The following is a 10929-nucleotide window of genomic DNA, read 5'->3' as shown; positions in this document are numbered from 1 at the left end:
ATGGGACTGCGATCAGGAAGCGCGCGAGGCCGCGGCAAGGAGACACCGGAGAAGGCCAACGCCCGCAAGCGCCTGGGCGCCGTCCGGCGGACCCAGCAGATCACCACCTACGGGGTGGGCTCCATGGTCGCCATCGGCGACCAGTCGTTCCTCATCAGCAGCCTCGACAGCTGGCGTGTCCGGGGAGACCCCGAAATCCACGAACCCCGGCTGGAGTCGCGACTGCGTGTCGACGGCTTCCGCCTTCCGCCGGCCGCCAACCCGCCCTCCGGCGACGGGGTACGCGTACGGCGCTTCCCGACCCAGTACTCCTGCCAGGGCTGCGGCGCGTTGAAGCGCTACCGCGACTTCAACGGTGCCAAGGGAGAGGGCATCTGCGGCAGTTGCGATCGCGCCGTGACCCCGTCGCGCTTCATCCTGGCCTGCTCCAACGGTCACCTCGACGAGTTCCCCTACTGGGAGTGGGTCCACCGCCGGACCGACCCCACCGGCGGTCGTGACGGTGAGAAGCACCGTCTGAAGCTCATCACGACCGGCCGCACCGCATCGTTGCGCTCCATCGTCATCGAGTGCGACTGCGGCAAGAAGGCGTCCATGGAGGGAGCATTCGGCGGTCGGGCCATGAAGGATCTCGGCATCACCTGTCCCGGTGGGCAGCCGTGGCTCGGCACGCACACGAAGGTGACGGGATGCACGGAGATTCCACGGGCCCTGCAGCGTGGTTCATCGGCCGCCTGGTTCCCCACCGTGCGCTCGTCGCTGTCCATCCCGCCCTGGCACCAGGCCCTGATGCAGTTGGTGATCAGGGAGAAGAAGATGCTGCTGGGTGAGGACGCCGAGTGGATCGAACGCGTGGCCCGGAAGAAGGAGTGGCTGGACAAGTACTCGGTGGAAGAAGTGCTGCGAGCGGTGCGCACCCTCGATTCCGCTGCCGCCGAGCTTCAACCCGACCCGGAGACACCGCCCGCGCTGGAGGCCTCGGACGTGCTGCGGGAGGAGGAGTACCGCCAACTGCTGATCGGAGCGGAGGAGACGCCGGAGAACGAGCACTTCGTCTGCGTCCCGCCCGTGTCGTCGCAGGACGATCCCCCGCTTCCGGGCATCGACCGGACCATGTTGGTGAAGCGCCTGCGCGAAGTACGGGCCCTCCAATACTTCAGCCGAGTGGACACCCCGCTTCCGACCGACCCCAAGCGACGCCGCGCTCCGCTGCATCACGGCGCGGTGAACTGGCTGCCGGCCATCGAGGTGATCGGCGAGGGGGTCTTTCTCCGACTCGATCCCGACCGGCTGGCCGCGTGGGAAGCGAAGACCGGCCCGGACTCCCCGGCGCGACGCGTCGCACACCTGAGGGAACAGCACACAGCGGTGTTGAAGTCCCGTGGTGTCACCGGGACCGCGGCGGAATCCCCAGTGACCGCGCGCTTGGTCCTGCTGCACACCCTGGCCCACGCCCTGATCAACGAGTGGAGCCTCGACTGCGGCTATCCGGCGGCCTCGCTCCGCGAACGTCTGTATGTGTCGGACGAGATGGCGGGCATGCTGCTGTACACGGCGTCCAGCGATTCGGCCGGGAGCCTGGGCGGTGTGATCGCCCAGGGAACCCCGAAGAAGCTCGCGGCGTCGCTGCGGGCCGCCCTGGACCGGGTGTCGTGGTGCTCCGCCGACCCGCTCTGCATGGAGTCCGACGCCGGCGGTGTGGACAGTCTCAACCTCGCCGCCTGCCACGCCTGTGTCCTGCTGCCGGAGACCAGTTGCGAGATGAACAACACCTTCCTGGACCGCGGGCTGCTGGTCGGAACCGGAGCGACCCCCGGCTACTTCGCAGCTCCGACGCTCTGAGGAGGGCCGGCTCCACAGTCGATCAAGCCGGAATCCAGGCCGCGAGCTGCGCCTCGTAGTGGGTCTGAGCCCGGCCGAGGGCTTCTTCGGCGTCCCGCCCGTGCGCTCGGAACCAGTGGAGGAGATCCGCGATCAGCCCGATCGCGGATTCCTCCGCCACCCGTGCCTCCAAGGTCGACGATTCGCCGCCCGCCGAGACGCATTCCGTCCCGTAGAGGACGAGCACGGCCTCGGCCCTGTCGACCCGGCGGCCGCCGCCGTGGCCGGTGGGCGTGGTGAGGCCCGTGGCCAGCTCACACCAGGTCGTCTTGCCGGACGGCCCCGGTTCGACCCCCCACGTCTCGGCAAGCGCGGCAATGAGTGACAGACCCCTGCCGGATTCGGCCTCCGTGTCGGCAGCGCTCTGCACGGGCAGCGACCGGCTGTCCGGGTCGTGAACCGCGATGCGAAGGTTCGTGTCGCGCATGGAGACCGTGAGGCCGGTCGGCGTGCCGATGCCCACGTGGCGGATGACGTTGGTGACCAGCTCGCTCACACAGAGCTGTGCCACGTCGACCAGCTCGGGCAGTCCCCACATCCCCAGGTGCAGCCGCATGACGCGGCGCAACCCGATCACCTCCTCGGGATCGGCCCGAAAGTCCAACTCCCAGCTCTTCCTTGCCATGCATTGGGTGCCGCCCATTCCCCTTGTGCTCCCTTCGCTCCGTGCGCGTCCGCCTTCCGGCGCCGGGTAGCCCGGTGCCCGGTTGCCTTTCGCCGGGAGCATGGCAGCCAGCGCATCCCGATATGCAATGTGCACAGCAGTTTTCCCTCCATCGAGTGATCGCGCTGGCGATGACGACGAGCGAGGTGCAAGGCTCCGGGCGATCGGAAGGAGTCGCAGTGGCGGGATCACCGACGGCCCGGCGTCGCAGACTGGCGATCGAGCTCAAGAAGCTTCGGGAGGAGAACGGACTCACCTGCCAACAGGTGGGGCAGGCACTGGATTGGAGCGGCTCCAAGGTCAACCGTCTGGAGACCGGCAGCGGTCGGGTCCAACCGTCCGACGTGGATGCCCTGTGCTGCTTCTACAACACCTCGGACGACCTGCGCGAATTCCTCAAGCGGCTCGCCAAGGACAGCAAGATCCGCGGCTGGTGGCACGCCCACGGCAGCGCCGTTCCGCCCTGGTTCTCCGTGTACATCGGTTTGGAACAGGACGTGTCGAGCCTGCGGCAGTACCAGTGCGAGTTCGTCCCCGGATTGATGCAGACGGCGGCGTACGCGGCCGAACTGCACCGCTTGACCAACCAGTTGACCGGCGATGCCCTGCACAGCGCGGTCGACGTCCGCATGGAGCGTCAGTCACTCCTGACTCGTGAGGACCCTCCGGACCTGTGGGTGATCGTTCACGAGAGCGTCCTGCGGCATGTGATCGGCGACCGACAGGTGATGCGCGCCCAGCTCGAACATATGCTGTCCGTAAGCCAATTGAAGAACGTCACCCTGCAGGTTTTGCCCTTCGACGCGGGAACGTATCCAGCCACGGGAGCCTTCACCATTCTCGGCTTTCCCGAGCAGGAGGATCCCGATGTGGTGTATCGAGAGGGCATGACGGACGCCGTCTACCTGGAATCGCCGGACGATGTGGGCCAGTACACGAAGGCGTACGACAACCTGCGGGCGATCGCGTCGAGCCCGCCGCGGTCGGTCCAGATGATCAAGGCGATATTGGAGGAGCATTCCCGATGAGCGGCATGTCTCGCCCCGTACCGACGGGTGTCCAGTGGCACAAGAGCAGCTACAGCAACGGCTCCGGGGGCGAGTGCGTGGAGATCGCCACCGTGCGGACGTCCCTGCTGGTGCGCGACTCGAAGAACCCGGACGGGCCCGTGCTCGCCGTGCCCCGCGGAGAGTGGGCCGCCTTCGTCTCCGCGGTGCGGCACGAGACTGTGTGAACCGATCGGATCACGAGGACAGCAAGGACCAACATGCTGAGTGGCGACGAGTTCGGCCGGCTCTTCCAGGAGTTCCGGCAGACCGCGTTCCGGCTGGAGACACTGAGCGTCTACGACGTGGAGGACGAGCGGGAGGAGTTCGCCGCCTTTCTCGCCGGAGAGCCCATGCCGCCCGAGTGGAGCGACAACCCTTGGATCCGCTCCATGACGGACCTCGGTAAGTCCGTGTCCCGTGTACACGTGTTGCGTTCGCCGCTCACCGACTACCTGCGGTACGAGCTCTCGGCGTACCCCGGGAACATCACCGCCGGGGAGGAGATCGGGGTCATCGACTTGGCGCAGCGGACGGTGGACGGCCTCCCGGAGCACGACTTCTGGCTGTTCGACGACGCCAGGGTCTACCGCATGCACTACACCCCGGCAGGCCGTTTCGTGGGCGCCGAGTTACTGCCCGCTCACCGCCTTCCGGAGTACCGGCGCTACCGCGACATCGCCCGTGCGCACGCGGTGGCGTTCGCCGATTACCGGGACCTGTCCGCGTGATCGTGCCCGGAGCCGAACCACCCGGCCGCCTCCCGGCCGTCGAGCTCTCACACAGTCGGGCAGGCACCCGCAGCCGGACGGCCTCCTATCCGTCTCTGTACCGGGAACTGGAGGCCCGGGAAGCCGGAGCGCGATTTCCCGTTCCCGCAAGCCGTACGGCTTGACCGCGCAGCATCGACCTCGGGAATATCGACCGGGCGCGGAGTCGTCCCGGGAATGGGGGATCGCTCGTGGCCATGCGGGTAACCAAGCTCGTCAGTACGTGCGAATTGAAGGACTGTCCAACGCTCTACCCCACGGATCGCGACACGCTTCTCGTCCAAGGTGAGACCCCTACCGGTCACGGTCTGGAGATTCCGGCGCACGAGAAGCTGGTGGAGATTCCCATGGACCTCATCCGGAGGGCTGTCCGTGACAAGCTCATCCAGTGATTTCAGGGAACTCTTCGACACCTTCCGGGAAGAGGCGTTCCGCCTCGAAACCCTGGCCACTTACAACATCCCCCGCAGCGAGAGAAACCTCGGGGCTTTCCTCGCCGGTGAGGCACAGCCGCCGGACTACAACGAGGAATGGCTGTCCGAGGTGCGGCGTCACACAGGTGCCGGCAAGCGGGTCTACCGGGTCCATGTCCTCAGTCGCCCCCTGACGGATTACCTCCGTTACGAACTGGACTGGGGCTACACCAAGAACATGACGGCCGGCGAGGAGTTCTTCATCCTCGACACCACGGAACGGGCCAACCCCCTGGAGGGTGTCCCCGACTTCTGGTTCTTCGACTCCCGCGCGGCCGCCGTCATGCACTACGACGAGGTGGGCACGTTCCTCGGGCCGGAGGTCGTCCCGGAGAACCATGCGCCGGAGTTCATCCGGTACCGGGACACGGCCCTCGCTCATGCCGAGCCCTTCCCGGAATGGTGGTCCAGACACCGACCGTGAACAAGGCACATCTGGGCACGGCACTGCGGGCCTTGCGGAGAGCCTCCGGCCGGGAGGCCAAATCCGTGGCCCGCGGTGCCGTCATGTCCGCCTCCAAGCTGTCGAAGATCGAGAACGGCCGGCTGGCGCCGAGCGTCACCGACGTGGAGCGCATCCTCGGCGCTCTGGGAGTGTCGGACGAGATACGGCGCGAGTACGTGGACGCCGCCCGCGCCGCCGCCACCGAAGCCACCGCCTGGTGGCACCTGAAACGGATCGGCGCCGACAAGGGCCAGCGGGAGGCGCAGGCCCTCGAAGCCCAGATGACCACGCTGCGACTTTTCCAGCCGGCCTTGGTGCCGGGACTGCTCCAGACACCCGAGTACATGCGTGCGGTCCTGGTCCGCCATGAGCTGAGCGAGGACGTGCTCACCCGGACGATCAACGGCCGGCTCATGCGTCAGCACATCCTGTACGAGCAGAGCAAGACACTGCGATTCGTCATCACGGAGCCGGTACTCCGTTGGCGCCTCATCCCACCGCGGATGATGGCCGCGCAGATGGACCGGCTTCTGTCGGCATCGCGGCTTCCCAACGTCGACATCCGGGTGGTTCCGCTGGACGCGCCGCAGACGGACATCGCCAACCACGCCTTCGTCATCCGGGACGTCCGGCTGGTCACCGTCGAGACCGTCCACGCCGAACTCGTCGTCACCGATACTCAGGACGTCGAACTATACGTACGGAAATTCGAGAATTTCGCTAAAATTGCCGCCCGGGGGCCGGAGATGACGTCCCTGTTGGAGAAATTCCGAGACGCATTCTTGAGGGAAGAGGAAACCGGCTAGAAGCACCTCACTCCGCACGATGGACACACGGCAGTGCCGCACCGTCCAATCGGGGAGACCGGTACGGCCGGTTCCTCTCCTTTTCACATCGAGCGAAGAAAGGCTCACCATGCCCGAGAAGACGACGACCACGGTTCCCGCGATGTACGACCTCCCCCTCACAGGCGCGGTCTTCGTGAAGGCGTGTGGCGGCAGCACCCATCCGGACGGCGAGTCCTGTGTGATGCTCGCCAGGGTCGGTGAGAACGTGTGGGCCCTCGGTGACAGCAAGCGGCCGGAGGCCGAGCCGCTGCGGTTCACCACGGACGAGCTCCTTGCGGCCGGTATCGAACCGGGGCGCTTCGGGCTGTCCGCGTAGCAGGTTCCCGCACGGTCTCCTTGCCGTTCCCGCGCGCTGTCCGCGCCCGTCCTCATGTCTCTGGCGCTCGTCCCTACGGCGGCGTCGGTGAGGCGGGCGCGGCAGCGCCGACCGGTGAGAGAGACCCTCCCGGAAAGCGAACTGCCGTGCACTTTCACGGATATCTGTGGGTCGGCGAGAAAGCCGAATTCGACAAGGAGTCCCGGCGGCGGCTGCCCGTCGAGCCGTGGCCCGGCGCCGATCCCGACACGAGCGCTCAGCGGGCGGCCCTGCACCGCACGCTGACGGAGGAGTTCCTGCGGTCACCGCTGCCGCCCATCGAAGTCGCCCTTTGGCTGCTGAAGCCGGCCCACCTGGTGGCCGGGTCCTGGGACGGGGCGGAGAGCGCGGCGGCCTGGCTCGGGGCGCGGCTGGAGGAATACGCGCCGCGCCGCGAACCCCCGCTCGACGGGAGGACCGCCCATCTGCGCGGGCTGGTCGGCCGGCTGACCGGGACGCTGCTGCGGGGCGGTGACGTGTCCCTCGGCTACTACCTCGGGCCGCCCGCCTTTCTGTCCCTGGCCGTTGTGGCCTGCTCGCCGAATCGCGCCGCCCCTGGGCTCCCGTGTCCGGAACGGGCGGACGGGCGGGCCCCGTTGCGGAGCCGCGGCCCGGACTCCGGTTCGGCGCCGGCTCCGGCTTCCGCTCCGCCTTCCGGTGCGTCCCCTGCCCCGGGGCCGTATCCGGCCTCGTAGGCAGGCCCGTGCCCGTGTGGTGTCAGCCGCCCGCGTCCACGTCGTTGTTCGGGGCGCCGTCGCCCTCCGGCGGGAGGTCTCCTCGTTCGGGCTGCTGTCCGCCGCCGTCCGCGCCACTGACCGCACCGCCGGTCTCCGGGAGTTGCGGGAGGAGGGCGTCCAGTTCCACGTCGTCCGCCGGGTGCGCGTCCTCGGCCGCTCGGCGCAGAATGCCGCGGTCGGCGGTCTCCCGGGCGGCGCCGATCCGCACCACATGACCGCCCTCCGGGCGGGCGTACTCGTGCGCGTCACCCGAGGTGCGGTACCAGGCGTCGCCGTCCCGCTCGCACGTCACCTTCCCGCTTCCGCCGGAAGCGAGCGGAGTCCGCTCGCAGTTCTCCTCGTCGAGTGTCCCCCGGTCCACGGACAGCTGGACCGTGCCGCCGCCGGACGCGGAGACGTACATCGCCGAGAAGCCGTCGCCGCCGTAGACGCCGACGGACTGCTGCGCGCGTTCGAAGCCCGGCACCCGGGTCACGTAGATCAGCTCGATCGCCGAGCCCATCCACCGTGCCCGCTTCTCGATGTCGGTCCTGGACAGCACGGTGGCGCCGGGTGATCCGGCAGTGGCGGGGGCGCCGGCCGCCGTGGGGGAACCGCCGTCCTCGCCCGCCGGGCGTTCCGTCCCGCAGCCGGTGAGGAGGGCGGCGGCAGCGGTGAGAGCGGTCAGGGACGGCAGTAAGAGCGGCGTCCTGGTGCGGCGTTGGCGGGAGGTCATGGCCCGCATTCTTCCGCACACCCCGGGGCCGGGGAGGCCGTCTCGGTCGGGTTACCGGCCAACGCGATCCTCGCTTCCGACCGGGTCGATCCGATGACGTTCTACGCGTTCTCCGACGCCGGCCGGAGCCGGTCGCGCATCAATGACGACTCCCACCACGGGACCTCACCGAACCCACCGCAAGATCCTTGACCACTTCCGCCCCATGGAACTGCTCGGTCTGGCGGCGACTCCCGAGCGTATGACGGCCGCACGCGCGTGAGGCAGCCCCGGGCGCCCGTCCGGCAGCGCCGGCAGCAGCACGATGGTCATATGCGGTGCCGACACACGCCTTGTTCCGGCTTGTTCGAACCAGTACGGTCCCGAGAAGCAGGAGTGGGAGCGCTCCCATAGGTCCTCTGTGCACCCCCTGCCACCGCTTGGCGCACCGGTATCTCCGGAGCGGAAATCCCCCCACGACATCCGTGGGCCGGCTTCCGAGAGGACGACCATGACAGGCGACGGAATGACACGCAGACAGGTGATGGCGGCGGCGCTGAGCATCCCCGCGATCGGCATGCTGTCGGCGCCGTCGGCCGCGGCGGTGACCGCGGCGGCGTCCGATCCGTATGCCTTCCGGAACGTCCGGATAGGCGGCGGCGGGTTCGTCACCGGCATCATCTTCAGCGAGGCCCGGAAGGATCTGGCCTACGCCCGTACCGACGTCGGTGGCATGTATCGCTGGAACGCTGCCACCGGTGTATGGAAGCCGCTGCTGGACTGGGTGGACTGGGACCACTGGGGATACATGGGGGTGGCGGGCGTCACCGCCAGTCCGTCCGACGCGAACAAGGTGTGGGCCGCCGTCGGCATGTACACCAACGGCGTCGACCCCAACAACGGTGCCGTCCTGCGCTCACGCGATCAGGGCGACACCTGGCAGGTCACCGAGCTTCCGTTCACCCTGGGCGGCAACATGTCCGGCCGGGGCATGGGCGAGCGGCTGGCCGTGGACCCGAACAACGACGACATCCTGTTCCTGGGTGCGCCCGCGGGGAACGGCTTGTGGCGGAGCTCCGACGGCGGTGCGAACTGGAGCCGGGTGCCCGGCTTCCCCACCTCCGGCGACGACCCGCAGACGCCCGGCGGCACCGAGGACCCCGGCCTGGTGTGGGTGGTGTTCGATCCGAGCACCGGACGCGCGGGGAGCGCCACCCAGTCGGTCTACGTCGGCGTGGCCGACCGGGACCAGCCGGTGTACCGCAGTACCGACGGCGGTACGACCTGGGCCCCGCTGGCCGGTGCGCCGACCGGGTTTCTGCCGCACAAGGGCGTCCTGGACCCCGTCAACCACCTGCTGTACATCGCCACCAGTGACACCTACGGCCCGTTCGACGGGGGCAAGGGCGACGTGTGGAAGCACCATACGGCCACGGGCGCCTGGACCCGGATCAGCCCCGTCCCCTCGACCAGCGACGACAACTACTTCGGCTACTCCGGGCTGACCGTGGACCGGCAGCGCCCCGGCACCATCATGGTCGGCACCCAGGTCTCCTGGTGGCCGGACGGGATCATCTTCCGCAGCACCGACTCGGGGGCCACCTGGACCCGCATCTGGGATTGGGACGGCTATCCCGACCGCACCCTGCGCTACGACTTCGACATCAGCGGCACCCCGTGGGTCACCATGGGCATGGAGTCCGAGCCACCGGTCCTGGTCCCCAGGATCGGCCAGGCGATCTCGGCGATGGAGATCGACCCGTTCGACTCCGACCGCATGCTGTTCAACGGCGGTCCGGGCATCGCCGGTACGAGGAACCTCACCGCCTGGGACGCCGGCGGCACCGTCGATCTCGTACCGGTCGTCGAGGGCCTGGAGGAAACAGCGGTTCTGGGCCTGATCAAACCCCCCGGGGGCGCGCTGATCAGCGCCCTGGGCGACGTGGGCGGCTTCCGCCACGACAACCTGGATGCCCCACCGGAGACGATCTTCACCTCGCCGGTCTTCACGACGACACGGAGCATCGACTACGCCGAGCGCAAGCCCGAGGTCATCGTGCGCGCGGGCGACTTCCACGACTCCGACCGCCCCGGCGACAGCCATGTGGCCTTCTCCACGGATGGCGGCGCCACCTGGTTCCAGGGCACCGAACCGAGCGGCGTGAACCTCGGCGGCTCCGTCGCAGCCGCGAGCGACGGAAGCCGGTTCGTCTGGGCGCCGGGTGACTCAGGCCGGCCCGTGGTCCACTCGGTCGGCCACGGCACCTCCTGGTCCCCGTCCACCGGGGTACCGGCCAACGCGATCCTCGCTTCCGACCGGGTCGATCCGATGACGTTCTACGCGTTCTCCGAGGGGACGTTCCACGTCAGCACCGACGGCGGCGCGAACTTCACCTCCACCGTCACCGACGGCCTGCCGGCGACCGACTGGGGCGTGCGCTTCAAGGCCGTGCCCGGCCACGAGGGCGACATCTGGCTCGTCGGCAGCGCCACCTGGACCACCCACGGACTGTGGCGGTCGACGGATGCCGGGACCACCTTCACGCGCGTGACCACCGTGGAACAGGCCGACAACATCGGCTTCGGCAAGGCGGCACCCGGCCGGGACTACCCGACGCTGTACGCGGCCGTGAAAGTCGACGGGGTCCGGGGCGTCTTCCGCTCCGAAGACGCCGGCCGGAGCTGGACGCGCATCAATGACGACCTGCACCGGTTCGGTGGCCCGCCGGAATCGCTCACCGGGGATCCGGACCGCTACGGCCGGGTGTACCTGAGCGGCTACGGCCGCGGCATCTTCTACGGCGACCAGTCCGGTTCCGGGACGGCGGAGCGGTGAGAGGGATCTCCCGGGCAGCGTCGACGCCCACGGCCGGAGGCACCATGCGGCCGTGATCATCCCGCTCGGCCCGCACCCGGCGGACCGCGAGTTCACCGCCACCGGCGCGGGACCGCCCGGTCCGTGGCGGACGGCGGCACCGGGCCGTCACGCCCCCGCCCCCGGAAGGGCGTGACGGCC

12 protein-coding genes and 1 pseudogene are annotated in these 10929 nt (G+C 68.9%); 11 read left to right on the top strand and 2 right to left on the bottom strand.

From position 1 onward, the window contains the following. The gene (gene drmB, locus E4N63_RS20485; RefSeq protein WP_230241381.1) at positions 1–1842 is read left to right on the top strand and encodes a DUF1998 domain-containing protein; all 1842 of its coding nucleotides are present in this window, start codon (positions 1–3) and stop codon (positions 1840–1842) included. Between the two features lie 22 nt (positions 1843–1864). Here the strand turns inward: drmB and E4N63_RS20480 are convergent, their stop codons facing one another. Continuing rightward, positions 1865–2485 (bottom strand): ATP-binding protein, encoded by a 621-nt coding sequence (locus E4N63_RS20480; protein ID WP_308188722.1) that lies wholly within the window; start codon positions 2483–2485, stop codon positions 1865–1867. A gap of 239 nt (positions 2486–2724) precedes the next feature. On the opposite strand from E4N63_RS20480, the gene E4N63_RS20475 reads away from it, so the two are divergent. The 8 genes from E4N63_RS20475 (at position 2725) to E4N63_RS20440 (ending at position 7177) form a co-directional block, all read left to right on the top strand. Continuing rightward, a complete protein-coding gene (locus E4N63_RS20475) occupies positions 2725–3573 on the top strand; it encodes a helix-turn-helix transcriptional regulator (protein ID WP_230242576.1) in 849 nt (282 codons plus the stop codon). Further along, positions 3570–3779, top strand: coding sequence for a DUF397 domain-containing protein (locus tag E4N63_RS20470; RefSeq protein WP_125624543.1), 210 nt, complete (start codon positions 3570–3572; stop codon positions 3777–3779). Before E4N63_RS20475 ends, E4N63_RS20470 begins: the two co-directional genes overlap by 4 nt. 33 nt (positions 3780–3812) lie before the next feature. Continuing rightward, positions 3813–4322: a DUF6879 family protein gene (locus E4N63_RS20465; protein WP_125624544.1), complete on the top strand. Its 510-nt coding sequence runs from the start codon at positions 3813–3815 to the stop codon at positions 4320–4322. 236 nt (positions 4323–4558) lie between these two features. Continuing rightward, on the top strand, positions 4559–4753 hold the full coding sequence (locus tag E4N63_RS20460; RefSeq protein WP_230242575.1) for a hypothetical protein: 195 nt from the start codon (positions 4559–4561) through the stop codon (positions 4751–4753). Continuing rightward, positions 4734–5258, top strand: a complete 525-nt coding sequence (locus E4N63_RS20455; RefSeq protein ID WP_230241379.1) for a DUF6879 family protein — start codon at positions 4734–4736, stop codon at positions 5256–5258. The genes E4N63_RS20460 and E4N63_RS20455 overlap by 20 nt, the downstream gene beginning before the upstream one ends. Then, the gene (locus E4N63_RS20450) at positions 5255–6085 is read left to right on the top strand and encodes a helix-turn-helix transcriptional regulator (protein ID WP_230241378.1); all 831 of its coding nucleotides are present in this window, start codon (positions 5255–5257) and stop codon (positions 6083–6085) included. The genes E4N63_RS20455 and E4N63_RS20450 overlap by 4 nt, the downstream gene beginning before the upstream one ends. 109 nt (positions 6086–6194) lie before the next feature. After that, the gene (locus tag E4N63_RS20445) at positions 6195–6443 is read left to right on the top strand and encodes a DUF397 domain-containing protein (protein ID WP_125624547.1); all 249 of its coding nucleotides are present in this window, start codon (positions 6195–6197) and stop codon (positions 6441–6443) included. Between the two features lie 146 nt (positions 6444–6589). Further along, positions 6590–7177 (top strand): hypothetical protein, encoded by a 588-nt coding sequence (locus tag E4N63_RS20440; RefSeq protein ID WP_268271033.1) that lies wholly within the window; start codon positions 6590–6592, stop codon positions 7175–7177. A gap of 22 nt (positions 7178–7199) precedes the next feature. Here the strand turns inward: E4N63_RS20440 and E4N63_RS20435 are convergent, their stop codons facing one another. Beyond that, positions 7200–7934 carry a hypothetical protein gene (locus E4N63_RS20435; protein WP_230241377.1) on the bottom strand — a complete coding sequence of 245 codons (735 nt, stop codon included), beginning with the start codon at positions 7932–7934 and terminating at the stop codon, positions 7200–7202. A gap of 144 nt (positions 7935–8078) precedes the next feature. Here E4N63_RS20435 and E4N63_RS31565 point away from each other — a divergent pair. Beyond that, a pseudogene (locus tag E4N63_RS31565) lies at positions 8079–8178 on the top strand (DEAD/DEAH box helicase family protein); the annotation flags it as partial. A gap of 261 nt (positions 8179–8439) precedes the next feature. Then, positions 8440–10749: a xyloglucanase gene (locus E4N63_RS20430; protein ID WP_230241376.1), complete on the top strand. Its 2310-nt coding sequence runs from the start codon at positions 8440–8442 to the stop codon at positions 10747–10749. Positions 10750–10929: the final 180 nt, after the last annotated feature.

This window comes from Streptomyces sp. MNU89, assembly GCF_020982505.1.
Lineage (GTDB): Bacteria > Actinomycetota > Actinomycetes > Streptomycetales > Streptomycetaceae > Streptomyces > Streptomyces xinghaiensis.
Note: the sequence above shows the minus strand (reverse complement) of the source record. Positions and strands in the feature narration are given on the sequence as shown.

Coding starts and splice junctions, on each gene's coding strand:
- E4N63_RS20435 (WP_230241377.1), bottom strand. CDS start 7,934: ATGACCTCCCGCCAACGCCGCACCAGGACGCCGCTCTTACTGCCGTCC.
- E4N63_RS20430 (WP_230241376.1), top strand. CDS start 8,440: ATGACACGCAGACAGGTGATGGCGGCGGCGCTGAGCATCCCCGCGATC.
- drmB (WP_230241381.1), top strand. CDS start 1: ATGGGACTGCGATCAGGAAGCGCGCGAGGCCGCGGCAAGGAGACACCG.
- E4N63_RS20465 (WP_125624544.1), top strand. CDS start 3,813: ATGCTGAGTGGCGACGAGTTCGGCCGGCTCTTCCAGGAGTTCCGGCAG.
- E4N63_RS20470 (WP_125624543.1), top strand. CDS start 3,570: ATGAGCGGCATGTCTCGCCCCGTACCGACGGGTGTCCAGTGGCACAAG.
- E4N63_RS20445 (WP_125624547.1), top strand. CDS start 6,195: ATGCCCGAGAAGACGACGACCACGGTTCCCGCGATGTACGACCTCCCC.
- E4N63_RS20460 (WP_230242575.1), top strand. CDS start 4,559: ATGCGGGTAACCAAGCTCGTCAGTACGTGCGAATTGAAGGACTGTCCA.